This is a genomic window from Fictibacillus solisalsi (assembly GCF_900103485.1).
GTDB classification, from domain to species: Bacteria; Bacillota; Bacilli; order Bacillales; family Fictibacillaceae; genus Fictibacillus_C; species Fictibacillus_C solisalsi.
Map to the genome: position 1 here is coordinate 1,127,134 of NZ_FNHW01000001.1, position 25,814 is coordinate 1,152,947.

Annotated in this window: 28 protein-coding genes and 1 tRNA gene; 19 read left to right on the forward strand and 10 right to left on the reverse strand. The window is 43.8% G+C overall.

The window, feature by feature from the left end:
- The first annotated feature begins 82 nt into the window (after positions 1 to 82).
- Positions 83 to 958, forward strand: coding sequence for a LysR family transcriptional regulator (locus BLT53_RS05845; protein WP_090233422.1), 876 nt, complete (start codon positions 83 to 85; stop codon positions 956 to 958).
- A gap of 183 nt (positions 959 to 1,141) precedes the next feature.
- On the opposite strand, the gene BLT53_RS05850 is transcribed toward BLT53_RS05845, so the two are convergent.
- Both BLT53_RS05850 and BLT53_RS05855 read right to left on the reverse strand, forming a co-directional pair.
- On the reverse strand, positions 1,142 to 2,056 hold the full coding sequence (locus BLT53_RS05850; protein ID WP_090233424.1) for a DMT family transporter: 915 nt from the start codon (positions 2,054 to 2,056) through the stop codon (positions 1,142 to 1,144).
- Between the two features lie 195 nt (positions 2,057 to 2,251).
- On the reverse strand, positions 2,252 to 3,145 hold the full coding sequence (locus BLT53_RS05855) for a LysR family transcriptional regulator (RefSeq protein WP_090233426.1): 894 nt from the start codon (positions 3,143 to 3,145) through the stop codon (positions 2,252 to 2,254).
- 223 nt (positions 3,146 to 3,368) lie between these two features.
- Here BLT53_RS05855 and BLT53_RS05860 point away from each other — a divergent pair, with 223 nt between their 5' ends.
- Together BLT53_RS05860 and cysI are read left to right on the forward strand one after the other, a co-directional pair.
- Positions 3,369 to 5,186: an assimilatory sulfite reductase (NADPH) flavoprotein subunit gene (locus BLT53_RS05860; protein WP_090233427.1), complete on the forward strand. Its 1,818-nt coding sequence runs from the start codon at positions 3,369 to 3,371 to the stop codon at positions 5,184 to 5,186.
- 25 nt (positions 5,187 to 5,211) lie between these two features.
- Positions 5,212 to 6,930, forward strand: a complete 1,719-nt coding sequence (cysI, locus tag BLT53_RS05865) for an assimilatory sulfite reductase (NADPH) hemoprotein subunit (protein ID WP_090233428.1) — start codon at positions 5,212 to 5,214, stop codon at positions 6,928 to 6,930.
- Positions 6,931 to 6,979: 49 nt separating this feature from the next.
- Here cysI and lexA read toward each other — a convergent pair whose 3' ends face one another.
- Complete coding sequence (lexA, locus tag BLT53_RS05870; RefSeq protein WP_090233430.1) at positions 6,980 to 7,600, reverse strand: transcriptional repressor LexA; 621 nt, start codon at positions 7,598 to 7,600, stop codon at positions 6,980 to 6,982.
- 156 nt (positions 7,601 to 7,756) lie between these two features.
- Here lexA and yneA point away from each other — a divergent pair, with 156 nt between their 5' ends.
- The 12 genes from yneA to BLT53_RS05930 all read left to right on the forward strand — a co-directional run bounded on the left by yneA (position 7,757) and on the right by BLT53_RS05930 (position 17,896).
- The gene (yneA, locus tag BLT53_RS05875; protein ID WP_090233431.1) at positions 7,757 to 8,035 is read left to right on the forward strand and encodes a cell division suppressor protein YneA; all 279 of its coding nucleotides are present in this window, start codon (positions 7,757 to 7,759) and stop codon (positions 8,033 to 8,035) included.
- 6 nt (positions 8,036 to 8,041) lie between these two features.
- Positions 8,042 to 8,698 carry a YneB family resolvase-like protein gene (locus BLT53_RS05880; protein ID WP_090233433.1) on the forward strand — a complete coding sequence of 219 codons (657 nt, stop codon included), beginning with the start codon at positions 8,042 to 8,044 and terminating at the stop codon, positions 8,696 to 8,698.
- 45 nt (positions 8,699 to 8,743) lie between these two features.
- Entirely contained in the window at positions 8,744 to 8,983 is a 240-nt protein-coding gene (locus BLT53_RS05885) for a DUF896 domain-containing protein (RefSeq protein WP_090233435.1), read from the forward strand.
- A 101-nt stretch (positions 8,984 to 9,084) separates the two neighbouring features.
- Positions 9,085 to 9,369, forward strand: a complete 285-nt coding sequence (locus BLT53_RS05890; RefSeq protein ID WP_090233436.1) for a HesB/YadR/YfhF family protein — start codon at positions 9,085 to 9,087, stop codon at positions 9,367 to 9,369.
- Between the two features lie 179 nt (positions 9,370 to 9,548).
- Positions 9,549 to 11,543: a transketolase gene (gene tkt, locus BLT53_RS05895; protein ID WP_090233437.1), complete on the forward strand. Its 1,995-nt coding sequence runs from the start codon at positions 9,549 to 9,551 to the stop codon at positions 11,541 to 11,543.
- 136 nt (positions 11,544 to 11,679) lie between these two features.
- Positions 11,680 to 12,120 (forward strand): sporulation inhibitor of replication protein SirA, encoded by a 441-nt coding sequence (sirA, locus tag BLT53_RS05900; RefSeq protein WP_170834247.1) that lies wholly within the window; start codon positions 11,680 to 11,682, stop codon positions 12,118 to 12,120.
- Between the two features lie 80 nt (positions 12,121 to 12,200).
- On the forward strand, positions 12,201 to 12,413 hold the full coding sequence (locus BLT53_RS05905) for a YneF family protein (RefSeq protein ID WP_061969769.1): 213 nt from the start codon (positions 12,201 to 12,203) through the stop codon (positions 12,411 to 12,413).
- A 237-nt stretch (positions 12,414 to 12,650) separates the two neighbouring features.
- On the forward strand, positions 12,651 to 14,399 hold the full coding sequence (locus tag BLT53_RS05910) for an ABC transporter transmembrane domain-containing protein (protein ID WP_090233440.1): 1,749 nt from the start codon (positions 12,651 to 12,653) through the stop codon (positions 14,397 to 14,399).
- Positions 14,396 to 16,186, forward strand: coding sequence for an ABC transporter ATP-binding protein (locus BLT53_RS05915; RefSeq protein WP_425284651.1), 1,791 nt, complete (start codon positions 14,396 to 14,398; stop codon positions 16,184 to 16,186). The genes BLT53_RS05910 and BLT53_RS05915 overlap by 4 nt, the downstream gene beginning before the upstream one ends.
- Before the next feature lie 74 nt (positions 16,187 to 16,260).
- Positions 16,261 to 16,968 carry a cytochrome c biogenesis CcdA family protein gene (locus BLT53_RS05920; protein ID WP_090233442.1) on the forward strand — a complete coding sequence of 236 codons (708 nt, stop codon included), beginning with the start codon at positions 16,261 to 16,263 and terminating at the stop codon, positions 16,966 to 16,968.
- Positions 16,969 to 16,979: 11 nt separating this feature from the next.
- The gene (locus BLT53_RS05925) at positions 16,980 to 17,423 is read left to right on the forward strand and encodes a Na(+)/H(+) antiporter subunit B (protein ID WP_090233443.1); all 444 of its coding nucleotides are present in this window, start codon (positions 16,980 to 16,982) and stop codon (positions 17,421 to 17,423) included.
- Between the two features lie 14 nt (positions 17,424 to 17,437).
- Positions 17,438 to 17,896 carry a CcdC family protein gene (locus BLT53_RS05930; protein ID WP_090233445.1) on the forward strand — a complete coding sequence of 153 codons (459 nt, stop codon included), beginning with the start codon at positions 17,438 to 17,440 and terminating at the stop codon, positions 17,894 to 17,896.
- A 34-nt stretch (positions 17,897 to 17,930) separates the two neighbouring features.
- On the opposite strand, the gene BLT53_RS05935 is transcribed toward BLT53_RS05930, so the two are convergent.
- Positions 17,931 to 18,356, reverse strand: coding sequence for a DUF2621 domain-containing protein (locus BLT53_RS05935; protein WP_090236726.1), 426 nt, complete (start codon positions 18,354 to 18,356; stop codon positions 17,931 to 17,933).
- A 491-nt stretch (positions 18,357 to 18,847) separates the two neighbouring features.
- Between BLT53_RS05935 and BLT53_RS05940 the strand changes: the two genes are divergently transcribed.
- A complete protein-coding gene (locus tag BLT53_RS05940; RefSeq protein ID WP_090233446.1) occupies positions 18,848 to 19,384 on the forward strand; it encodes a type 1 glutamine amidotransferase domain-containing protein in 537 nt (178 codons plus the stop codon).
- A 67-nt stretch (positions 19,385 to 19,451) separates the two neighbouring features.
- Here BLT53_RS05940 and BLT53_RS24935 read toward each other — a convergent pair.
- Positions 19,452 to 19,548, reverse strand: a tRNA-Sec gene (locus BLT53_RS24935).
- Positions 19,549 to 19,793: 245 nt separating this feature from the next.
- Positions 19,794 to 20,012 carry a helix-turn-helix domain-containing protein gene (locus tag BLT53_RS05945; RefSeq protein WP_061969781.1) on the reverse strand — a complete coding sequence of 73 codons (219 nt, stop codon included), beginning with the start codon at positions 20,010 to 20,012 and terminating at the stop codon, positions 19,794 to 19,796.
- Between the two features lie 121 nt (positions 20,013 to 20,133).
- Between BLT53_RS05945 and selB the strand changes: the two genes are divergently transcribed.
- Positions 20,134 to 22,035: a selenocysteine-specific translation elongation factor gene (gene selB / locus BLT53_RS05950; protein WP_170834248.1), complete on the forward strand. Its 1,902-nt coding sequence runs from the start codon at positions 20,134 to 20,136 to the stop codon at positions 22,033 to 22,035.
- A gap of 10 nt (positions 22,036 to 22,045) precedes the next feature.
- Here selB and selD read toward each other — a convergent pair whose 3' ends face one another.
- Positions 22,046 to 23,104 carry a selenide, water dikinase SelD gene (gene selD, locus BLT53_RS05955; RefSeq protein ID WP_090233449.1) on the reverse strand — a complete coding sequence of 353 codons (1,059 nt, stop codon included), beginning with the start codon at positions 23,102 to 23,104 and terminating at the stop codon, positions 22,046 to 22,048.
- 110 nt (positions 23,105 to 23,214) lie between these two features.
- Between selD and selA the strand changes: the two genes are divergently transcribed.
- Positions 23,215 to 24,594: an L-seryl-tRNA(Sec) selenium transferase gene (gene selA, locus BLT53_RS05960; RefSeq protein ID WP_090233451.1), complete on the forward strand. Its 1,380-nt coding sequence runs from the start codon at positions 23,215 to 23,217 to the stop codon at positions 24,592 to 24,594.
- A 24-nt stretch (positions 24,595 to 24,618) separates the two neighbouring features.
- Here selA and BLT53_RS05965 read toward each other — a convergent pair whose 3' ends face one another.
- Positions 24,619 to 24,759 (reverse strand): small acid-soluble spore protein P, encoded by a 141-nt coding sequence (locus BLT53_RS05965; protein ID WP_061969788.1) that lies wholly within the window; start codon positions 24,757 to 24,759, stop codon positions 24,619 to 24,621.
- A gap of 78 nt (positions 24,760 to 24,837) precedes the next feature.
- Between BLT53_RS05965 and BLT53_RS05970 the strand changes: the two genes are divergently transcribed.
- A complete protein-coding gene (locus BLT53_RS05970; protein ID WP_090233453.1) occupies positions 24,838 to 25,092 on the forward strand; it encodes a hypothetical protein in 255 nt (84 codons plus the stop codon).
- On the opposite strand, the gene sspO is transcribed toward BLT53_RS05970, so the two are convergent.
- Both sspO and BLT53_RS05980 read right to left on the reverse strand, forming a co-directional pair.
- Positions 25,089 to 25,265 (reverse strand): small acid-soluble spore protein SspO, encoded by a 177-nt coding sequence (gene sspO, locus BLT53_RS05975; RefSeq protein WP_090233455.1) that lies wholly within the window; start codon positions 25,263 to 25,265, stop codon positions 25,089 to 25,091. The genes BLT53_RS05970 and sspO overlap by 4 nt on opposite strands.
- Before the next feature lie 102 nt (positions 25,266 to 25,367).
- Positions 25,368 to 25,559, reverse strand: a complete 192-nt coding sequence (locus tag BLT53_RS05980; protein ID WP_090233456.1) for a DUF378 domain-containing protein — start codon at positions 25,557 to 25,559, stop codon at positions 25,368 to 25,370.
- Positions 25,560 to 25,814 lie beyond the last annotated feature (255 nt).

Consider the following 25,814-nt stretch of genomic DNA (forward strand, 5'->3'; position numbering starts at 1 on the left):
CAGTCCTTTTGTCAAATAATGATGAAAAAAATTCATTTTTTATGTTATATTATGAATAAAACTAATGTAAAGAGGGATAAGTTTGTCGATCGGCAAGTATGAAATCTTTCAAACCGTAGTAGAGCTTGGCAGCTTAACGAAAGCAAGTGAAATTTTAAACATTTCTCAATCAGGGGTAAGTCATGCCATTTCCAGCCTGGAAAAAGATTTGGGGTTTTCCTTGTTGACCAGAAACAAAGCAGGAATCAGGCTGACTGCAAATGGTGAGAAAATGCTGCAGTATGTTAGAGAGATTCTTCATTTAAATGAAAAAATGCTTCAAGAGGCCGGGGAAATCAAAGGACTTGAAATAGGGACGGTAAGGGTCGGTACATTTTCTTCTGTTTCCGCGGTATGGCTTCCTGGTATAGTAAAAAAGTTTACCAATCAATATCCACATATAAAAATAGATATTATGGAAGGGAAACAGGAGGAAATTTCTCAATGGATTTCTCAGGGAATCGTAGATTTTGGTTTTTTGATGCTGCCTGCAGCAGACTTGGAGATCCTCCATTTAAAAAAAGAACTCTTATTCTGTGTTGTTCCGGAAACGCACCATCTCGCAGCCGAAGAATTTATAAAGCCGGATGCACTTAAAGAAGAGAAGCTGATCCTTCAAAAATCTACTCTTAAAACCATTCGCAACTTGTTTAAAGCACTTAAACTTAACCCTGAAATTTCGTTTCACTTAGATGATGAACAAGCTGTGATCTCAATGGTAAAACATTCACTTGGTGTTGCCATCCTTCCGGAGATCGCTTTGCATCATCTTCCTGAAGGGGTCAAAAGAATACCACTTTCAGATGACCGGGCCATTTGCTCGATGGGCATTGGTTCCAATTCCTTTAAAAGTCTTCCTCCGGCTGCTGAAAAATTCATCGCAGCCTCGACGTTATGGTTAAATGAACATTTTACATAATTACCTTCATACTTTCCTGTTCAAACTCTGCCGTTCCCCTTTAACAAAAGAAAAGGCAGGCTGTGCCTGCTATTTCTTAAGATGAGGAGGAAGATATTCCCTTTTTCATGGAAGGGGCAGGTTGCTTATATGGTAAGACTTAAAAAAAGGTGATTCCCTGAAGAAAGGAATCACCCCTTTTTTTTATTTATGAGCATGAAGATTCCGTCTTGTTGTCTTGGTGAGCACTAACGTCTTCCGGTTTACAAGATAGATGCTTGCGATGATCAAAAAGAGGCCGGCCAGCAGGGAGTAGGTAAAAGGCTCGTCCAAAAACAAAATACCAATCAAAATGGAAATCAACGGGACGAGAAAATTAAAGGAGGCGATCTTGCTGGCATTTCCTGTGGAGATTAAATGGAAATAAATGAGCCAGGCAATGGCGACTGAGAATAATGCCAGAAAAAATAACGTTAAGAGCAATGAAGTGCTCCAGGCGATGGCAGATAAGCCTTCTACTCCGCTCCCTGTTCCCGTCATGATTAAACCGCCAAAAATGCTTTGGATGGCGATCAGCCAGATACCATCGACCTTCACACTAATTCTTTTCATATAGACAGTGCCAACTGCCCAACTTAAGGAGGTCAGAATCCCAAGTATAATCCCGACGGCTGAAATATGTGCAGACAGTCCTCCAAGACTGATTGTTGCGACACCTGTAAAGCCAAGCAGCAGCCCGGTCAATTTTAGGGCGGTCATTGCTTCTCCGATCCACAGCCAGGCGATAATACCGATCAGCACAGGCTGCAGGTAGACGATCGCACTGAACAGGCCTGCAGGAACAAAAAGAAGGCCAATCGTCTGCAGACCATAAAAAAGCACAGAGTTAAACAAAGCAGACAAAAAATACATTTTCCAATTTTCTCTGAAGTGCAGCTTGTCCAAACGATTTAATGAAAAAATAAACAACAGGATGCCTGCACCGAGCGAGCGAAACCCGGATAAAAGAATGGGAGGACAGTCAGTTAAAGCTACCTTTGAAATTGGCCATGTGACCCCCCAGGTCATGACCAGAACAGCAATTAAAAATGCATTTAACCATGGAGACATTTTTTTCATAGAGCATTCTCTCCCGTTTCAATTAAACATTTAAGTATGTAAAATATACTCTTATTTTCTGACATTCCAAATGGAATTGCAATAGATACCATACTTTCCGGTATCAGTAAGAAATAAAAGAAAAATCTACTATTTTATCTTGAGTTAAGATAATTGCTCAAAAAGACACAGTACATGCTGTGTCTGTATCTTCTTTTAAATAACAGAAGGGTATGCTTGATGGATGACCTGCAAAAAAGCGGAGACGTTTCTGTTTTCCTGGACCAGCGGGGCATAAATATAGGAAAGCTTTCGGTGAAAGGTGTGCTGGTTGATTTTGATGATCGCTAAATTGCCAGATTGCAGGTCCCTCTCAATTACACTTTTTGATAAAAGGGAAAGCCCAAGCCCATGTATGACCGACTCTTTGATGCCTTGATTGGAACTGATCGTAAGAATCGATTTTGTCTTCAGGCCGTTTGAGCGGATCACATGATTTAAATAATCGCGTGTCCCGGATCCCGCTTCTCTCGATACCCATTTCTGGTTTTGCAGATCATCCATGGTGACCTTACCCTTGGAGGCAAGCGGATGGTTTGGAGAAGAAACGATAAAGAGTTCGTCTTTCATAAAGGGTTGCACAGATACTTCTTTTTCATTCGTTTGTCCTTCGATTAATCCGATATCCACTTTATAATTTCGAACAGAAGACACTATTTCTTCTGTGTTTCCAATTAACACCTGAAGCTGCAGCTCTTGATGGTTTTTTTGCAGCTGAAATAATAGAGCAGGTAGAATATACTCGCCGATGGTAAAACTGGCTCCGATCTTCAGTTCCCCTTTTATGGTTGTGTGGTGCTCAAGGATTTGCTGCCTCGCTTGTTCATAAACGGTTAAAATCTGTTTTGCACGATCGTATAAAAGTTCACCAGTAGGCGTGATTTGAAGAAATTTCGGCGACCGGATGAACAATTGGGTTTGAAATTCTTTTTCCAGGTTTTTAATGTGCAGGCTGACGCTCGGCTGTGATATTCGGAGCCGTTCGGCAGTCTTTGTAAAGTTCTTTACTTCTGCAAGGGTAACAAAAGTTTTTAAGGCATCATAATACATAATAAAATACGTCCTCATCGATTAGACTTTTTAATAGTAATAATAATTAATATGTATTTTACTAATGTTATGGTCTGCGGTAAAGTAGATACTGTAAATTTTTTTAAGGGTTCTGACTATTTTTAAGATTAAAACCGACTTAATAGATCGATTTAATTGAGACTTAGTAGGGTGAAACCTTAATTTATAAAATGACGGGAAATTTATATGTGAGGTGTTATCATTGCAACTTCAGGCAAAAAACAGTCCATTTACCCAGGAGCAGGCAGAGCTGCTTAACAAGCTTTTGCCATCCCTGACAGAATCTCAAAAAGTATGGCTTTCCGGCTTTCTTGCTGCATCACAGCTAGTGCCTTCAGCAAGCGGCGACACGCCACAGGCGCTTCCTGCACCCGTAGCTCAACCGGTTTCAAAAGAAATTACCATCCTGTATGGATCACAAACTGGGAATGCCCAGGGGATTGCGGATAGCAGCAGCAAAATGTTAAAGGAAAAAGGGTATGATGTGACGGTTTCATCCATGAGTGATTTTAAGTCCAATCAATTGAAGAAGCTTAAAAACCTTTTAATCGTTGTCAGCACCCATGGAGAAGGAGATCCTCCCGACAATGCGATATCTTTTCATGAATTTGTCCATGGCAAACGGGCTCCAAAGCTTGAAGATCTTCGTTTTTCCGTATTGTCTCTTGGAGATAGCTCTTACGAGTTTTTCTGCCAGACAGGAAAAGAATTCGATAAAGTGCTTGAAGATCTTGGAGGAACCCGCCTGACACCTCGTGTAGATTGTGACCTTGATTATGATGAGCCGGCAGCCGAGTGGCTTTCAAATGTGGTGGAAGCATTGAATGATACACAGGAAGTAGCGGCAAGCGGAGCTACATCGGTTAATGCGCCGGCAGCCTCAGGGGAATCGCAATATTCACGAACCAATCCATTTCATGCCGAAGTGTTGGAAAACATCAACCTGAATGGACGTGGATCGAATAAAGAAACACGGCATCTCGAAATCTCTCTTGAAGGGTCCAATTTATCCTATAAACCGGGAGATAGCCTTGGAATCTATCCAGAAAACGACGCCGCTTTGGTCGATATGCTGCTGGATGAGCTTAAATGGAATCCGGAAGAAATTGTCACTGTAAACAAGCAGGGCGATGTGGCGCCTCTGAAACAAGCCTTGATAACCAATTTTGAAATTACCGTTCTGACCAAACCGCTTCTGCAGCAGGCTGCGCAGTTTACCGAAGATGAAAAACTGCATGAAATGTTGTCGGCTGGACATGAAGAAGAATTGAAAAACTACCTTTCCGGCCGCGATCTGCTGGATCTGATTCAAGACTTTGGTCCATGGGCAGCTTCACCGCAGGACTTTGTCAGCATCCTGAGAAAGATGCCTGCCCGTTTGTATTCCATTGCCTCAAGTCTTGAAGCCAACCCGGAAGAAGTTCATCTTACCATTGGCGCTCTAAGGTATGAATCGTATGGACGAAGCCGGAATGGTGTATGCTCCATTCTTTGTGCGGAACGGCTGGAGCCCGGTCATACACTTCCGGTTTACATCCAGCATAACCAGAATTTCAAGCTGCCTGAAAATGGCGAAACACCAATCATTATGGTTGGTCCCGGAACAGGGGTGGCGCCATTCAGAGCCTTTATGCAAGAGCGTGAGGAACAGGGAGCATTGGGGAAGTCCTGGATGTTCTTTGGCGATCAGCATTTCGTCACTGATTTTCTCTATCAGACAGAATGGCAAAAATGGCTTGAAGGCGGTGTGCTGACGAAAATGGATGTCGCCTTCTCACGTGATACTGAAGAAAAGGTATACGTGCAGCACCGCATGCTTGAACAAAGCAAGGAATTCTTCCAGTGGCTTGAAGCCGGAGCGGTTCTCTACATTTGTGGAGATGAGAAAAACATGGCCCATGATGTACATGAAACATTGATCGGCATCATTGAAAAAGAAGGAAACATGACACGCAAACAAGCAGAAGATTATGTTTCCCGTATGCAGCAGGAAAAACGATACCAGCGTGATGTGTATTAAGCGGGGACAGAAAGGAGTTTTATAGATGTCAAATCCTATTTTAAAAGCACCGGACGGCAAACCAAGTGATGTAGAACGTATAAAAGAAGAAAGTAATTATCTGCGGGGCACGCTGAAGGAAGTGATGCTTGACAGGATCAGTGCAGGTATACCGGACGATGACAACCGTCTCATGAAGCATCACGGCAGCTATCTTCAGGATGACCGTGATCTTCGCACCGAGCGGCAGAAACAAAAGCTTGAACCTGCTTATCAATTTATGCTTCGCGTGAGACTCCCTGGTGGTGTTGCTACACCAGCACAGTGGCTCACCATGGACCAGCTGGGAAACCAGTATGGAAATGGAACTCTGAAATTGACAACAAGGCAGACCTTCCAGATGCACGGCATTTTGAAGTGGAATATGAAGAGTACGATTCAGGCCATCCATGCTTCTCTTATGGATACGATTGCTGCATGCGGAGACGTGAACCGGAATGTGATGTGCATTTCAAATCCTTATCAGTCCGAAATTCATTCAGAAGTATACGAATGGTCCAAGAAACTGAGTGAATACCTTTTGCCGAGAACCAGAGCGTACCATGAGATCTGGCTTGACGAAGAAAAGGTGGCAGGCACACCGGAAGCAGATGAAGTAGAACCGATGTACGGGCCGCTTTACTTGCCGCGTAAATTTAAAATCGGCATTGCTGTTCCACCATCTAATGATATTGATGTCTTTTCACAGGATCTTGGGTTAATTGCGGTTGTTCAAGATGGTAAGTTGACTGGTTTTAATATTGCGATTGGCGGAGGCATGGGTATGAGTCACGGGGACAAAGAAACCTACCCGCAGCTGTCCAAAGTGATTGGTTTTTGCACACCTGACCAGATCCTTGAGGTGGCGGAAAAAGTTATTACCATTCAACGAGATTACGGAAACCGTTCCAAGCGAAAAAACGCCCGTTTTAAATATACAGTTGACCGCCTGGGGGTTGAAAACGTAAAGGAAGAATTGGAAAACCGACTGGGCTGGAGACTGCCCGAAGCTAGAGACTTTTCCTTTGAGGATAATGGAGACAGATATGGCTGGGTTAAGGGTCTTCAAGATCAATGGCATTTTACGCTGTTTGTTGAAGGTGGTCGTATTACAGACTTTGAAAACTATAAGCTGATGACCGGCCTGCGTGAGATTGCCAAGGTTCACACCGGGGAGTTCCGTTTAACTGCGAACCAGAACCTGATCATTGCTAATGTGTCCGAGGACAAGAAGCAGGAGATCACCAATCTTCTCAATCAGTATGGAATGCTCAACAGCCAGAACGTTTCTGCCATCCGCCGTAATTCCATGGCTTGTGTAGCACTTCCGACGTGCGGCCTTGCAATGGCTGAAGCAGAGCGCTATCTGCCATTGCTGATGGACAAAATTGATCAAATTGCAGATGAAAACGGGTTGCAGAACGAGGAAATCACCGTTCGGATGACCGGCTGCCCTAATGGATGTGCAAGGCATGCACTTGGTGAAATCGGCTTTATCGGCAAGGCACCGGGGAAATACAATATGTATTTGGGTGCTGCATTTGACGGCAGCCGTTTGAGCAAAATGTACCGTGAGAATATAGGGGAAGAAGAAATACTAAAGGAATTAAAGATTCTTTTCCCCAAATATGCGAAAGAGCGCCTGGAAGGGGAACACTTCGGAGATTTTGTCATTCGAAGCGGAGTCATTGAAGCAACTACAGATGGCACAAACTTTCATCATTAATAAACAAACAGCGGTCCGGCATAACTGCCGGGCCGCTGTTTGTTTATTTTTAGTGTAAAGTGCGGTACACCCCGATTACTTTTCCGAGGATGGTCACGTTTGGAAGAAGGATGGGTGATAAAGAAGCATTTTCAGGCTGCAGACGGATATGATCTTTCTCTTTAAAGAACCGTTTAACGGTTGCTTCATTCTCTTCTGTCATCGCAACGATGATGTCACCATTTTCAGCAGTAGGCTGCTGCTTCACGACAACCAGGTCCCGGTCATATATGCCTGCTTCAATCATACTATCTCCTTCAACAGTTAACATAAAAACATTATCGTCTCCAACTACATGCTCTGGAAGAGAGAAGTAATCATCTACATTTTCAATGGCCGTAATCGGAGATCCTGCAGTAACTTTACCGATGATCGGTACATTTACGGATCGTGATTTTGTGATGATCTGGTCGGATTCAAGCCCCAATACTTCAATAGCCCTTGGCTTGGTAGGGTCCCTGCGGATCAGACCTTTTTTCTCCAAACGCGAAAGATGGCCATGAACGGTAGAGCTGGATGCCAGCCCGACCGCTTCCCCGATTTCACGTACGGAAGGAGGGTATCCCTTTGCATTTACTTCCTCTTTAATAAATTCGAGGATATCAATCTGTCTTCTGGATAACTTTGTCATTATATTCGCACCTCATTCACTGAATACTCTTGAAAAAAGTATAGCATTTAAAAACAAGATATACAAACATAAGTTCGAAAAAAACCCTTGAAAAGAACAACTGTTCCCATTATAATGAGAACAAATAAGAACAAACATTCGCAGGGGTGATAGGAAATGAAGGGATTTTCACCGATAGTTATGCTAATATCAATTGTGGCAGCAGGCTTTTTTATGTTTGCTCATCAGACACATGTTGAAGGCTCAAAAGAATATATGGAGATTACAGTTTATAAAGGAGACTCACTCTGGGAAATAGCAGAAAAATATAAAAAGGATCACAAAAGCAACTGGGAATTTGTAGACTGGGTGGAAAAGAACAACGGAATACAGGCAGGGGCCATTACACCGGGGCAAAAGCTCATCATTCCTATTAAAGCAGAAAAAGACAGGTGATGTTACTTGAACGCGATTATTTATTGCAGGGTGAGTACGAACAAGGAGGAGCAGGCCGCTTCACTTTCCCGGCAGGAAGAAGAATTAATAAGATTGGCCAAACAGCATGATTTTACGATTGTTTCCGTCATCAAGGAACGGGAAAGCGGATATAGCCTCGAACGGGAAGGTTTGCTGCGCATCATTGAAATGGCTCAGAACAGTGAATTTGAAGTTCTTTTGGTATCAGATGATACCCGGCTGGGCAGGGGGAATGCCAAAATTGTACTGCTTCATGAACTGCTGAAACGTGAAATTAAAGTGTATACCTTCAGCAGCCAGGGAGAGTATCATCTTTCCGAAGCAGAATCGATGGTGCTTGAAATTGTTGCTGTTGTAGAGGAATATCAAAGAAAACTCCACAATTTAAAAATTAAGCGTGGAATGAAAAAAGCGGTTCAAAAAGGATACAAGCCGCAAAAAAATTTAAAGAATATCCACAATGGCGGCCGAGAGCGCAAAGAATTGCCGATTGAAGAAATTATTCGTCTTCGCAGGATGGATCTTACGTTCGCTGAAATTGCAGGAACCCTCCGGGGATTCGGGTATGAAGCATCCAAGGCAACAGTTCACAGACGGTATAAAGAGTATATAGAAAGTGCTAAGACTGGAAACCCTACCTGATATTCGTTTATGATAGGCATATCGAATATAAAAGGAGAGGTGTTCATGCTTACACCAGACAAATTGGAACGGATCAACATTCTTGCAAAAAAGTCGAAACAAGAAGGTTTATCTACTGAGGAAGCTGAAGAGCAAAAAAAATTACGAGAAGAATATCTGAAGAATGTCAGAACTTCTTTTCAAAATAGATTGCATTCATTGACCATCATTGACCCTGAAGGCAATGATGTGACTCCGGAGAAGCTGAAAGAAAGCAAAAAAAGCCAAAAAAATATAAAACATTAAAACGAAGCCTGATTTCATTTGAAATCAGGCTTTTTTTCTTGTTGCAAAATTCTGACTTTCCTATATACTGTACTATAACAACTCTGGAAGGGGAGAACAAAGTGGCCTTTTCAATAACTGATTCTGTTGTCAAATTGTATCGTGAAATCGATCTCAATGAAGGTGAAGCCATTCGGCTTTTCGCACGGTATGCAGGAAGCACTAGCCATGGCGGATACTCTGTGGGCGTAATCCCGGCAATGCCAGGTGAAGGAGATCAAATCCATGAAGTGAGCGGCCTGACGTTTTTTGTAAGACCGGATGATGAGTGGATTCTAGAGGAAATGAAGCTGGACTATGATGAAACGGAAGACATCTTCTACTGTGACCTTCCCGCACTGGCTTAAGTGATACGGCCTGTATTATAACAAAAGTTATAATACAGGCTTTTTTGTTGTATGAAGAGAATGGTTTAAGGGAAACTAATGAAGGGCATTGTGCTTGTATTAACGGGCTAAAATGTTTATGATTGAATCGACAAATCTTTTACATATGTTCATATGTAGATGAAGGGATGATGAAATTAATGTCTACAGCTTCAATTGATCAATTATCAATTAACACAATTCGTACTTTGGCTATAGATAGCATCGAAAAAGCCAAATCTGGTCACCCGGGAATGCCTATGGGTGCAGCACCTATGGCTTACAGTCTTTGGACAAAGTTCATGAACCACAATCCTGAGAACCCGCAGTGGTTCAACCGTGACCGTTTTGTACTGTCTGCAGGACACGGTTCCATGCTTTTATACAGCCTGCTTCACTTATCTGGCTATGATCTTTCCATGGATGATCTTAAAGAGTTCCGTCAGTGGGGAAGCAAGACGCCTGGACATCCGGAATACCGCCATACTGCCGGTGTTGATGCGACAACTGGCCCACTCGGACAAGGTATTGCGATGGCAGTGGGTATGGCCATGGCTGAACGCCACCTTGCTGCCACTTATAATAAAGATGGTTTTGAAGTGGTTGACCACTTTACCTACTCCATCTGTGGTGACGGAGACTTGATGGAAGGCGTTTCTGCTGAAGCCGCTTCTCTTGCAGGCCACCTTGGACTTGGTAAACTGGTTGTTATGTATGATTCAAACGATATTTCACTCGACGGTGATTTGGACCTTTCATTCTCTGAAAGTGTAGAAGACCGTTTTAAAGCATACGGCTGGCAAGTGCTGCGTGTCGAAGATGGTACGGATCTAAATGAGATCGAAAAAGCGATTGCTGAAGCGAAAAAAGATACGAAACATCCAACACTCATCGAAGTTAAAACGGTTATTGGTTTTGGATCTCCAAACAAATCCGGTAAATCAGCTTCTCACGGTGCGCCGCTTGGAGCAGATGAAGTTAAATTAACGAAAGCTGCATATGACTGGGTATTTGAAGAAGACTTCTACGTTCCTGACGAAGTAAGAGATCACTTTGCTTCCGTAAAAGAAGAAAACCAGAAGAAAGAAGCGGAATGGAATGATTTGTTTGCCCGCTATGAAAAAGAGCACAGCGAAGCAGCTGCTCAATTAAAGTTGGCAATTGACAATAAGCTTCCAGAAAACTTTGATGCAAACCTTCCTGAGTTTGATAAAGCGATCGCCACTCGTGCTTCTTCAGGAAATGCATTAAATGCGTTTGCCCAAAACATTCCTTGGCTGTTCGGTGGCTCTGCTGACCTTGCAGGATCCAACAACACCATGCTAAAAGGCGAAACCAACTTCAGCCGTGAAGATTACAGCGGACGCAACATCTGGTTTGGTGTTCGTGAATTTGCAATGGGTGCAGCGGTCAACGGTATGGCGCTTCACGGCGGATTAAAAGTGTTTGGAGCAACATTCTTCGTATTCTCCGATTACTTGCGTCCAGCCATTCGTCTTGCCTCCATCATGGGGCTTCCTGTAACCTTTGTATTCACACATGACAGTGTGGCTGTTGGGGAAGACGGACCAACTCACGAACCGGTTGAACAGCTTGCGTCTCTTCGTGCGATGCCTGGATTGTCTGTAATCCGTCCTGCGGATGCATATGAATCCGTAGCAGCATGGAAATTGGCTCTTGAGAGCACAGATACACCAACGGCTCTTGTGCTTACAAGACAAGCTCTCCCAATTTTACCTGGAACTAAAGAGAATGCATATGAGAACGTTAAAAAAGGTGCATATGTAATTTCTGAAGCAGAAGGGACTCCACAAGCGATTCTTCTTGCTTCTGGATCTGAGGTAAGCCTTGCAGTTGAAGCTCAAAAATCTCTTAAAGAAGAAGGTATCAGCGTTTCTGTCGTTTCCATGCCTTCTTGGGACCGATTTGAACAGCAATCTGCAGAGTACAAAGAAAGTGTATTCCCTTCTTCTGTACGCGCACGCCTTGGCATTGAAATGGCTGCTTCCCAAGGCCTTCATAAATATGTTGGTCTTGAAGGAGACGTATTAGCCATTGATAAATTTGGCGCGTCTGCACCAGGAAACAAAATCATCGAAGAGTATGGCTTCACTGTTGAAAATGTTTCTAACAAAGTTAAAGCATTGTTAAAATAATAAAAAAATGGCCCGGAGGAAATCTCCGGGTCTTTTTGTGTTCGACAAAAGTAGTGCTTTCAATCTTCATCATCAGACAACTATTTTATTGGACATGCTATATACTGGGGAAAAAGCGAGAGTAGGTGGCGGGGGCTTGAGAGAGTATTTCATTTATAAGCTAAAAGAAGAGGTTGCTGAACAATACTTTGGAAAAGAGTCAAAGCTTTTTCAGCTCTTTTTAGAGGAATACAAAACCTTTACCGCACAGAAGAATGTCCTGCAAAAGCAAATCGAGTACATCACGTCTCCGCTTCATATCGATCCTTTACAAACCTTTTTAAAGCAGATGCTGCTCTCCAAAAAGGGATTCCATACGGAAGTTCATTCCTTTTTACTGGAAAGTGACAATAGTTCTGCCAGGCTCAGCTTTTCAGATCGCTACCTCATTCTTCAGAGCGTGGGTGGTTTTGAAGCGGAAACTATTATTTTTGAAACGATGCGCAAATACGAGCGCTGCTTTTTTGCCATGGATTTTAAATATTACCGTTATGGATGGCTGAATCCGTTGAAAGCGAAGACCGGGTACGGCTCATAAATATTTTAGTGTCCATCTTGTATATGTTTATCACTTTATAGTAAACTAGTGCTAGACAACATGAAGGAGGAAGTTTTACTATGTTTTATTATATCCTTGTGGGTATTCTAGCGCTTCTTGCAGGCGTAGCTATCGGCTTTTTTATTGCCCGCAAATACATGATGAGTTATCTGCAAAAAAATCCGCCAATTAATGAAAACATGCTTCGGGTCATGATGATGCAAATGGGCCAGAAACCATCCCAAAAGAAAATTAACCAAATGATGCAGGCAATGAACAAACAAATGAAGTAATGAATCAGTGACAAGCTGATTTTTCTTCAACGACGATAGAGAGTTGATCATTTCTTACGTCACTGGTTAAATTCATCTTTATCCTTGATACCGGATTTGTTCTTCTTAGATCTCGTAATCAGCCGCCTTATGGTCCATGTGGACTGTAGGGCGGCTTTTTTTATTACAGGAAAGGATTTTTAAAATTTTCATTATTTGGTAAAATAAAGAGGGGTTTTTGGGAAGGGGATGTATGGTTTGAATGTGTTTTGGGACTTGATGTGGTACTTCAAACAGGAAAAAAGAAGGTACCTCACGGGGATTGCTTTGCTTGCACTTGTGTCGCTGTGCCTTCTTATTCCGCCAAAAATCATTGGCTATACGGTGGATCTTATAAAAAATGATTCGTTGAGTGGGAAACGGCTTGGGAGTTACATGCTGATTCTGGCGGTGGTGGCAATTACGGTATACATATTGCGCTTTTTCTGGAGAGTTCTGATTTACGGAGCCTCCATTCAGCTGGCTTTGCTTCTGCGGAACCAGCTTTATACCCATTTTACGAACATGTCTCCCCGCTTTTATCAAAAAAGAAAAGTAGGGGATTTGATGGCTCACTCCACCAATGATCTGCAGGCGATTCAGCAGACTGCGGGGGACGGGGTTCTGACGCTCGTTGATTCCTCGATGATGGGCGGCTTTACACTGATTACAATGGCAGCTACCATCAGCTGGAAGCTGACGCTCATCAGTCTGCTCCCGCTCCCGTTTATGGCCTGGTCGACCAGCCGGTATGGTACCATGCTTCACGAGCGCTTCCATAAAGCGCAGAAAGCTTTCTCGGAAATGAACGATAAAGTGCAGGAAAGCATTTCAGGAGCACGGGTCATCAAAGCGTTTGGCCAGGAAGAGCAGGACGTGGATGCCTTCAAGAGGCTATCGAAGGGTGTAATCCAAAAAAATATTTCGGTGGCCAAGGTGGATGCTTTGTTTGATCCAACGATATCCCTCGTTGTCGGCGCTTCCTTTTTTCTTGCAGTTTCTTACGGCTCTTCACTTGTCTTAAACGACGAGCTTACGATCGGACAGCTTGTGTCCTTCACCAGCTATCTTGGTCTCTTGATCTGGCCGATGCTGGCATTCGGCTGGCTGTTTAATATCGTTGAAAGAGGAAGAGCTTCCTATGACCGGGTGACAGCTCTATTAAAAGTGGATGATGTGATCTCTGAAAAAGAGGAAGGATTTCAGGATCCGCCTGTCGGCTCGGTCGTTATGAATCTGTCATCCTTTTCATATGAAAATTCTGGTCCGTTAGTTCTAAAGAACATTCACTTTGAACTGGCGGAAGGGAAAACCATGGGGATTGTTGGAAAGACAGGCAGCGGAAAAACGACTCTTTGCCGGTTGCTGCTCAAAGAGTTTGAAGTGGGAGATCAACAGATCATGCTGGCCGGGCACGATATAAACGATTACAGACTTCATGCGGTAAGAGAAGCCATCGGCTATGTGCCGCAGGATCATTTTCTCTTCTCTGCAACCGTTGCAGAGAATATTGCCTTTGGAAAATATAACGCTTCTTTTCAAGACATCAAACAGGCAGCAAAGGATGCGGCTGTTTATGAGGACATCGTTCAATTTAAAAATGGGTTTGAAACCGTAGTGGGCGAGCGTGGCGTAACTCTCTCCGGCGGGCAGAAACAGCGCATTTCTATCGCACGTGCCCTGCTGACAGACCCGGAGTTGCTCATCCTTGATGATTCGCTTTCGGCGGTTGATGCACGGACAGAAGAAGACATTCTGAAAAACCTGAAACGTAAGCGGAAAGATAAGACGACAATTATCACTGCTCACAGGCTGTCCAGTGTAGATCATGCCGATCTGATCCTTGTGCTGGATGAAGGCCGGATGATCCAAAAAGGAACACATGAAGAACTGATTGCCAAGCCCGGATGGTACAGGGATACATACGAACGCCAGGCACTGGAATCAATGATCGCAAAAGGAGGATGAACATGGACCAGGCAAATACAAAAGAAATCAAGCAGCGGGCAGTGTTCAACCGGCTCCTCTCTTATCTAAAACGTGATCAGAAAAGGCTCATTACTGCTTTTGTACTATTGATAATCGCGACGGGAACCGATCTTCTCGGTCCGATTATTATTAAAGTATTTATCGACGAGCACCTGACTCCGCGAAATTTTGATCATAGCGTCATCCTCCTTTTGGCTCTGGGATACATCAGTATTATCATATTGTCTTGTATTCTGAATTACATTCAGCTTGTTTTGTTCCAAACGGCGGCCATGAACATCATTCAGAGCATGAGAATCGATGTGTTTACGAAGGTGCACAGCCTTGGACTTCGTTTTTTTGACCGCACACCTGTAGGAAGCCTCGTTTCAAAAATAACGAATGACACAGAAGCGATCAAGGATCTTTATGTTAGTGTTCTTTCTGCATTTGTCCAGAATATCGTATATTTAGCGGGCATATTTATGGCGATGTTTTACTTGAACGTAAAATTGGGACTGTTCTGCCTGGTGCTATTGCCGGTGATTGCTTTCATTATGGTCTTGTACCGCAAATACAGCTCCAAATCGTTTTTGCTTATGCGCGAAAAACTCAGTGAACTGAATGCCAAACTTAATGAGTCGCTGCAGGGGATGAGCGTTATCCAGGTTTTTAACCAGCAGAAGCGCCTCAAAAGAGAGTTTGCGGATGTTAACATGGAACATAATGCAGCATGGATGAAAAATATTAAATACAATGGCCTTTTGCTTCGGCCGGCGGTAGATCTTGTGTATGTTCTCGCCATCATGATTGTTCTTACGTTTTTTGGGATCAAATCGTTTTCGAGCCCGGTTGAAATCGGCGTGATTTATGCGTTTGTTAATTATATGGACCGCTTTTTTGAACCCGTCAATATGCTCATGATGAGGCTGTCCATGTTTCAACAGGCCATAATTGCCGGTGGCAGAGTATTTGAACTGCTGGATGAAAACGATGAAGCACCTGGGACAAAGGGCGGCAGTCATCCTTTCATCACCGAGGGTTCCGTTGAGTTTAAAAATGTTTCGTTTTCGTATGATGACAAGCACCTGGTTTTGAAAAACATTTCGTTTCATGCCCGTCCCGGTGAAACGGTGGCCCTTGTCGGGCATACCGGAAGCGGCAAAAGCTCGATCACCAATTTGTTAATGAGGTTTTATGAACTGAAACAGGGAGAGATTACAATTGATTCTGTTCCGCTGTCACATTTCAGAAACCCGGAATTAAGAAGTAAAATGGGGCTGGTACTGCAAGACTCATTTCTTTTTGCCGGTAATATCGCCCATAATATCTCCTTATTCAATACGAACATTACAAGGGAGCGGGTGAAGGAGGCAGCTGACTTCGTACAGGCTTCCGAATTTATTGAAAAATTGCCTGGAGGGTATGATCAGGAAATCGGCGAGAGAGGCTCGACCTTCTCTACTGGTCAGCGGCAGCTTATTTCGTTTGCCCGTACTATGGCTTTTGAACCGAAAATTCTTATTCTGGATGAAGCCACCGCAAATATCGATACACAAACAGAAGATGCAATCCAGCATGCCCTGCAAAAGATGAGGGCAGGAAGAACCACCATTGCGATTGCCCACCGGCTGTCAACCATTCAAGATGCCGACCAGATTCTTGTCCTTCATAAAGGAGAAATTGTGGAACGGGGAACTCACCAGCAATTGATTCAGATGAAAGGGCTTTACTTTAAAATGTATGCTCTTCAGCAAAAAGACAAACTTTCGGAAGAGGTGGGCTAGAAATCTTTTTTTCATTGAAGAACAGGTCCACTTTCATTTAAACTTAAAGTATTACATATAGAGGAGTCGACACAATGGACTTAAACATTTGGCTCGCTTTCGGAGCAGGATTGCTTTCCTTCATCTCACCTTGCTGTCTGCCGCTCTATCCGGCCTTTCTTTCCTACATCACCGGAATTTCGGTCCGTGATTTGAAAGAAGAACATGGAATGAAAAAGAAGCAGGCGCTGCTGCACACGTTTTATTTCCTGCTCGGATTTTCAATTATCTTCTTCGTGCTTGGACTATCGTCATCGTACATCGGCGGTCTTTTTGCACAGTACAAAGATTTCCTGCGTCAGTTTGGCGCCATTATCATCGTGGTCTTTGGACTCCTGGTGCTCGGCGTATTTAAGCCTGCTTTTTTAATGAAAGACAGGAAGCTGACGTTCAGAAATCGTCCTACGGGATATCTTGGTTCAGTGTTGATCGGAATTGGATTCTCTGCAGGATGGACACCGTGTACCGGTCCCATCCTTGGTGCGGTGATTGCACTCGCGGTCTCCAACCCGGGAGCGGGCATGCTGTATATGGGCTGCTATGTGCTCGGTTTTGCTGTTCCGTTTTTCTTTTTAAGCTTCTTTTTGGATAAACTAAGCAGTATTAAACGGTACAATGTGCAGATCATGAAATCAGGCGGTTTTCTAATGGTTGCCATGGGGGTCGTGTTATACTTTGATTGGATGACGAAATTTACTTCATTTCTTGTGAACCGGGTGTTTGGCGGCTTTCAAGGATTTTAAGGAGGTATAGCTTGGATAGAGGCAGTAATGATCTTATTTTAAAAACCACCACGAATATTATTGTGTTTATCATTCTTGCTTTTTCGGTTAATTCCTTTTTCTCCGGCCATAACGCGCCGGGCGGCGGATTTATTGGAGGATTGATGGGAGCGGGAGCGATTGTTCTTTTATATCTGGCATACGGTATAGGACCCATCAATCGTGTCATTCCCGTGAATTATCGAATCGTGCTGGCAGCAGGTCTGTTAATTGCCTTTTTGACAGGGATGGGTTCGTTTGTGTTTGGTGTTCCGTTTTTAAGCCATTCATTTGGACACTTTCACCTGCCGCTGCTCGGTGATACCGAGCTTGCTACAGCCATGCTGTTTGATCTTGGCGTTTATCTTACGGTGCTTGGCGTAACCATGACAATTATCTTATCGATCGCAGAGGATGATGGGGATACATCTGATTAAGAAAGAAGGAAAAAATGTTGTTCTTCATTGCGAGCAGTATTGTGGCAGCTGTCATGGCTGTAACTGTTATTTTTGTCCGTTTAAAAGCTACGAAAAAACCGGCTTCTTTAAAAAAAATTATCCTGCCTCCGTTTTTCATGTCCACCGGTTTTCTGATGTTCGTGGTTCCCATGTTTCGGGTAACATGGATGGAAGCAGGGGAGGCCTTTCTGGTAGGCTGTCTTTTTTCCATATTCCTTATCAAAACGAGCAAGTTTGAGAAGAGGGGAGGGGAAGTCTATCTGATCCGGTCAAAGGCGTTTGCCGCGATTTTGATCATTCTGTTTTTGATTCGGATGGCGATGAAAACCTACCTGGGACATCAGATATCTTATCCAGAAACAAGCGGGTTGTTTTTTATCGTGGCGTTTGGCATGATTCTCCCCTGGAGAGTGGCCATGTATTATGGCTATAAAAAAGTGCTGCAATCATAAAAAACTCGATCACCAATTGGTGATCGAGTTTTTTTTATCCCAGTAAGCTCCGGTAAGGGGAGAGGTCGATCTGTTTTTCGTTCAATTTTTTAACGAGCCATTTGTGGTCACGTTTGGGAGTGGCGATAATGTATCCACGAACAATCAAATCCTGAGTCATCACTGGAGCTTTCTCGGAAAGAGCGAGTTCCCCGATTTTCCCTGCTATTTTTTCGCGTGCCACGTCCCGAAACAATTCGGGTACCGGTGAGACGAGTTCTTCCAAAAATTCTTTTTGTTTCGGTGTCCATAGGTGTTTCGTTTGGGAGATGTAATACTCCTGCCAATCAAGTATGGACTTGCCGTCTTCTTTAGGAAGGCGTTTTAAAAACTTTCGAAACATAAAATATCCGCCGATCGCAAACATAGAGATTAAAAAAACGGTCCAAAGTGCGATGAACAGAAAAAAGCCTGTAGACATGTATGTCACCCCGATCGATATGGTTGCCAGAAACCACATTATGTATCCTTTCTTTATTATAAAGGGGGAAAGCGCTTTAAATCAATATCCATCTGTTAATGGGTGGAGAGAGGGGAGAAGCTCGGGAAATAATTCGAGCGACAGCAAACGACAAGGTTTTCAGACTGTAACAGATAAGAAATTTGAACTATAACAGTTTGCAGGATGGTACAGAAGGTTATAAACATTGATACAGGGGCAGTTGTGGATAAGTGTGAATAACCGAAACTGTGGATAAACATGGGGAAAACTCGGTATGTATAAATATTCATCGGTGCATAAAATAAATATACATCCATGCATAAAAGTGGTTTTGTTTTGGATGAAAGGGAACGATACCCCCCTACTGTGTCAGGGTTTTGGGAAATAGAAGATCCTCGGCTTGACTTCTGTCCGTAAGCAAGGGTACGCTGTCCGTACAAACAATCATTATTTTGGAGGTGCTTTGAAGCGTGCGGTTGAATAACAAAAGAATTTTAAGTTTTGTACATCATGACTTTGAAGATTTGGAATTGTGGTATCCTGTTTTGCGTTTGCAGGAAGAAGGGGCATCAGTGGACCTTGCCGGGGAAAAAGCAGGAGAAGTGTACAAAGGGAAATATGGAGTGCCTGTCACGGCTCAGCTTTCGTTTGATGATGTTGATCCGTCAAATTATGATGCGCTGCTCGTTCCTGGAGGCTGGGCGCCGGACAAGCTCAGACGTTTTCCAAAAGTAATCGAAATTGTGAGGCACATGGAGGAGCATAAAAAACCGATCGGACAGATTTGTCACGCGGGCTGGGTGCTGATTTCCGCTAAAATTCTTGAAGGCAAAAAGGTAACAAGTACTCCCGGAATTAAGGATGATATGGAGAATGCAGGTGCTGAGTGGCTCGATGAAGCCGTGGTGGTTGACGGTCATTTGGTATCAAGCCGCCGTCCGCCAGATCTGCCACACTATGTTAAAGCATTTGCCGATGTGATTGCAGGGGATCACAAGGGACAATAAAAAAAGAAGGCGGCGCTGGCGCTGCCTTCTTCTTTTTACCTTTTATTTATAATCTAATCATTTAAATTGGCGGGACCATGTGGGAATCGAACCCACCGGAGACGGCACGCGCCTCCCAAAAAGTTTTGAAGACTCAGGCAAGCACCAGCTACGCTTCTGGCCCCGAGAAAGTAGTATTATTTTTTGGCGAGTTCTTCTTCAAAATAAAAAGTAGATGGGTTTTCTTTTACCACATAGGAATAACGCTTCATATTTTTGATAAACTTGCAGCGTAATACAGTAACCATCTCATCGGTCGCTTTGATTTTTACGGATTCCCCCGCAGTAAACAGGTTTGTTTTCAGTTTTGCTCTCTCCTTTGTTCATTATAAAAAATGGTTATTCTTTACGTGAAAAAAGAGTGAAGAATTCACTCTTTTACTACTTTCCAGTCATATAAATCCTCAACCTGGCAGTCAAGTTCTTTTGCGATGGCCATTGCATTGCTCAAGCTCATGACTTTTTTTGATTGATAATCGTTTAATTGATCCACTGAAATATTCGTACTTTTGGAAAGAGCTTCAATCTTCATTTTCTTCTTTGCGATCAATGATTTCAGGTTGCTTTTCTTCGGCTTATAATTGCTCAAAACGCCACCTCACTTTTATTAAGTATAGCACAATGCAGGCAGGATAGATAGTTTTGATAACATGATGACGGTACGGCATGATAAAATGAACCCAAATAAAAACAAAAGGGGAGCGGGAACTTTGGCAACAAAACATATCACCATCGGCATTGCCGGCCATATCGATCACGGAAAAACCGCCTTGACGAAAGCGCTCAGCCAGGTGGATACCGATACGCTGAAAGAGGAAATAGAACGAGGCATAACGATTGAGCCGGGGATCGCCCCTTTTTCGTTAAGTGAAACGATTTCCGCTGCCATTATTGATGTGCCGGGGCATGAAAAGTTTATTCGACAGATGATTGCAGGTGTCGCCGGAATTGACTTGGTGATCCTTGTGATCGCGGCTGACGAAGGCATTATGCCGCAAACTATTGAACACTTTGAAATTTTGCAGTTCTTAGGTGTTACAAAGACGGTTTGTGCCGTGACCAAAAGTGATAAAGCCGATCCCGAATGGAAGGAATTGCTGAAAGACGAGATTGAAGAGCTCACAAAAGGGACAACTCTTGAGGAGCTACCTGTTTACTTTGTTGACAGCCTGAGCGGGACGGGAATAGCATCTTTTAAAGATCAGCTGGTTCGGCTGGCGCAAGCCGTTCCATCTAAAATTCGTTCGGGTCCGTTCCGGCTGCCCGTTGACCAGGCATTTACTGTTAAAGGGCAGGGAACGGTGGTGCGGGGAACAATCGTTGAAGGGCGGGTCACAACCGGTGACATGATCGCACTGGAACCGGGGGAGGAACACGTACGGATCCGGCAGCTGCAAGTACACAATAAAGTGGTTGAGTCTGCGGGAGCAGGCCAGCGTGCGGCATTGAACCTGGCAGGTGTGGGCAGGGAGAAGGTCAAACGGGGACATGTCCTCGTTTCTCCCGGTCAGTATTCGGTAAGTGATTGTTTGGATGTTCTGCTGATTCTTTCGAAAAACGCAAAAAATCTGAAGCAGCGGCAGCTCGTTAAGTTTTACATAGGAACGTCTGAAGTAATGGGGAAAATTGTTTTCTTCGACCGGAATGAGACCAGGGAAAAAGAGAATGAAATTTATTGCCAGGTGAGATTGGTGCAAACGATAGTCGCCAGAAAAGGCGATCGGTTTATTCTCAGGCGGCCTTCCCCGGAAGAAACCATAGGCGGTGGCGAAATCATCGATCCCATGGGGAGGAAATATAGGTTTGGCATGTCTACCGTCAATCGTCTAAAGGAAAAAAAGGAAGGAACACCGATGGAGTGGGCAGCCAGGGAACTAAAACGCAGTGGTGCTTTATCAGAAGAAGAACTTTCTACCGTTCTCGGCATGAAAGAAGGTTGTTCAGAAACCATAAAAGAACTTCAATTAACTTCTTTCATTACAGAAATCCAAAAGGGTGTTTATGCGTTCACTGAAAAAGTGAATGAAATGAAAGAAGCGCTGATCCGCCGTGTAACAAACTACCACCAGCAGCATACTCTTCGCCTGGGGATGGACAAAGCGGAACTGCTTCACAGCTTCCGGGATGAAAAGGAAGAATTAATGCAATATTGTCTGAAAGAATTGCTGGCCGAAGAGGTTCTTGTGCAGAAAAATCAGTACATCCGCCATCAGTCATTCGCACCCCATGTGCCGGCAGGCTGGGAAAAACGCTTTGAGCAGCTTGAGAAAAAAATGCTCAGTCAGGGAATGGAAGCTCAGCCATTTTATGATCTATACCAGGATGGGCAGCTTCCTGCTGATCTTTATCAGGATGTTGTCCAGTTTATGATCCTCTCGGATGCAGCTTATAAACTTGATGATGACAGGCTGATCCATGCCCTTGTGGTCCATAAGCAAATGGAAGAATTGGAGAAGATATTCCCTGAATCCTTTTCTGTACAAGAAGCCAAAACGTTGCTTGGGGTTTCGAGAAAATTTTTAATACCATATCTCGAGCTATTAGACAGGATGGGTTACACTGTACGCGATGATGGGAAACGAAGGTGGAAAAATAAAAAAACTCCGAAATAACGGAGTTTTTTTAGTAGTTGACATGAATCAGTTTTTCATTTCGTTTGGATACGGTTCCGATTTTGGCCGCATGAACCACGCCGGTTCGGTGAAGATCAGCAAGGCAATCATCCGCTTCCTCTGCAGGTATACTGATCAGTAGCCCGCCTGATGTAACGGCATCGCATAAGATCCATTGATCACTTTCCTGCAAATCGCTGTGATAGGTGATCAGATCTTTTATCCACCTGTGATTTGCTTTGGTTCCCCCGGGAACCACGCCATCAAGAGCGAGCTCTTTTGTTCTCTCTACGACCGGAACGGCAGAATACGTAATGTTCATTGAAACATCCTGACTGCCTTTGGCCATTTCGCTAGCATGCCCGAGCAGCCCGAAGCCCGTAACATCGGTCACGGCATTGGGATGATAAGAACCCAAGACTTCGGCCGCTTTTTTGTTCAGACTGGCCATGATTTCAGAGACCTCTTGAATTTGTGTATCGTTCAACCGTCCCTGTTTAATGGCTGTCGTTTGGATGCCGATACCAATAGGCTTGGTTAAAATAAGCACATCTCCCGGCTTGGCCCCGACATTTTTATAAATGTGGTCAGGATGGACAAATCCTGTAACGGAGAGCCCGAATTTCGGTTCCTGGTCGTCAATGGAATGTCCGCCGACGATGGCTGCACCTGATTCTTTTACCTTATCAGCCGCGCCTTTCATGATTTCAGCCAACACGTCATGTCCAAGTGTCTTTAATGGAAACCCGACAATATTGAGAACAGTCTTTGGCGTACCGCCCATCGCATATACATCACTTAACGAATTGGCAGCCGCAATTTGGCCAAACATATAAGGATCATCAACGATTGGTGTGAAAAAGTCCACCGTCTGGATCAAAGCGAGCTCATCGCTTACTTTATAAACCCCGGCATCATCGGATGTTTCGAGTCCTACGATCAGGTTGGGGTCCGGTTCTCTTTCTGGTAAATGGCACAAAACTTGTGCCAGGTCCTCTGGACCAATTTTGCAGCCTCAGCCGCCTTTTGTGGAAAGCTGGGTTAATCGAATTTTATCCTGGCTTGTCATGTGCTACACCCCCTTAAGAATTAGTATAATCATTTTTGCGCGAAAGTGCGAAAAAGGGAGCTTGGCTTGAGAAAAATTACTGAGATAGAAATGAAAGGAAGTAATACTCTATGGAAGAGTTACGATTGCTGCCTTCTGTTCATGCCGTTTTGCAACAGAACGATTGGGAAGGCGGTGAAAAGGACATACCCGTCTCTGTTATTAAAAAATGGGTGCAAGAAGAAATTGATGCACTGCGCCTTTCTTTATTGAAAGGAAGCTATGGGAAAGATCGCGAGAGGGAGCGTTTCATGGCTATTGTAAGTGCCGGAGTCTGCAAAAAGATGGAGATCAATGGGGCTTATACTTTAAGAAAAGTTGTTAATGCAACAGGGATAGTACTTCATACGAACCTTGGACGGGCTCGATTAAGTTCGGCTGCGGTGGCACATGTGATGTCGGCTGCTTCTTCTTATACCAATTTGGAATACAGCCTTGAACAAGGAACACGCGGATCGCGCCACGATATTATCGAGAATCAGATTTGCGATATTACTGGCTGTGAGGCCGCGTTGGTGGTCAACAATAATGCCGCTGCTGTATATATGGTTTTATCCGCATTGGCCAAACAAAAAGAAGTAATTGTTTCGAGGGGAGAACTGGTGGAGATCGGAGGTTCTTTTCGCATTTCTTCCATTATGGAAGAGAGCGGTGCAATTTTGAAAGAGGTGGGAACAACCAACCGGACACACCTTCATGATTATTCCGCGGCGATCAATGAGGAAACGGCCATGCTGATGAAAGTACATACAAGCAACTTTAAGATCACCGGATTTACCAAAACGGTTTCCTCCAATGAACTTCTTACTTTAAAGGAAAAGCACCAGGAGCTGATCGTATACGAAGACTTGGGAAGCGGCTCATTATTTCCTTTTCCACGGTATGGAATTGGAGAAGAGCCTGAAATAAAAAGCAGAATATATGCCGGGCTAGATCTTGTTTCGTTTTCTGGTGACAAATTGATCGGGGGACCACAGGCTGGCATCATTGCAGGAAAGAGCAAATGGATCAATCACTTGAAAAAACATCAGCTGGCAAGGGTGCTTCGAGTAGACAAATTGACATTGGCGGCCCTTGAAGCCACCCTGCTTTCCTACCACAAGGAAGAAGCGGCCAAAGAAATTCCTGCCATTCGCGATATAGTCAGGTCTGAAGAAGAAATAAAGATTCAGGCCGAGCGGATTAATGAGAAGCTTGCCTCAGAGTACGAGTGCCATATCATCAAGGGACATTCCATGGTTGGCGGGGGAACGATGCCTGATGTTGTGCTGCCTACCTATATTATAGAAGTAACACATCCCGCATTTTCTGCCTCCGAGCTTTCAAGGAGGCTGAGGGAAAAAACTGTTCCAGTGATTGTTACCGTCAAAAATGATTGTTGCCACATTGATCCCAGGACCGTGGATGAAGCGGATGAGGCTGCCCTGCTTTCTGCTTTTCTTTCCCTTTAAAAAAAGCCAGCTTTTTTGGCTGGCTTACATTTTTCCGCCATGATTTTGGCGGGTATGATTTCGGTTTTTCACTTTCTTTGAACCGCTTAACGGTTCCGGCTGCCCGGGATTTTCACCCTTCGGGGCATTTTTCCGAATATCTTTAAACCGGTTATGCTCTGTCATAGGTGACCTCCGAAAATTGAATAATTTGCCGCTTGTTTTGGCATAGTAAATGCATCTCAATCAAAAAGGAGAACAACAATGCCGTATCATAAAGACAAGCAACAAGCGTTTCAGGATGCAGAAAAAGGATATTCGCAAGCCGTTGAAGCACATCAGCTGATTCAATCAGATGCTGCGGACTATGGCACAAGAGTTAAAGAACTGAGAAAAGAGGCAGAGGAAGCTCTTCAGCAGATCGATAATGCCCTTGAAGTGTCTTCCGAACATCAAAGACAGCAGCTTGAGCAATACCGTGACGAGCTTAAGGGCTACATAAACCAGTACCCGAATTAATGACGTTTTTTCGTCTTTTTATTGTTTTGCTTTTGGGCTTCGGTCAACGGTTCATTATGTGCCTGCAGCTGTTCATTGCCGAACTCTGTATTATAACCTGCACCGCCGCCTTGTGCTTTTGCTGCGTTCATGCCGGGACGGACATGATTTGCTTTTCCTTTAGGCTTGGACATTTGTATTCCACCCCCTTGTCTGTTAGTCTGCGCAGTAGCACGAAAAAAAGCACTCCCTATTTCTGGAGTGCTTTTTTTAAAGTGGTAATTTTGGTAATTCAACTATTTTTTCCTGAACCAATCGATCAGGAGCCAGAGTCCGCTCAAACCTACGAGGACATAAATGACCTGCCCGGTTGTGGAACCGCTTCCAAAAATAGCGCTGACTACATTAGTATCAAATAATCCGATTAATCCCCAGTTCAATGCTCCGATAATCGCAAGCAATGTGGCCAAATGTTTTAAGATCGCCATGCCGTCGACTCTCCTTTCAGTATCTTTTTGAAGTCTTTATATCATACGAAGACCTAGCGGTTTGGTGATTATTTTACTTTATAAGATTTACTTATATCGTTTAATAACTATTCTGTACTTTACTTATTGAAAGCACTTTCGTATGATAAGTAAGGGAAAAGATTGTAGAACAGATAGAGCGAATATTGCATGGGATTTAGCAATTTTTCGACAATTTTTCTCTGAATTAGTGTATGATTGGTATGATGGTTTTTT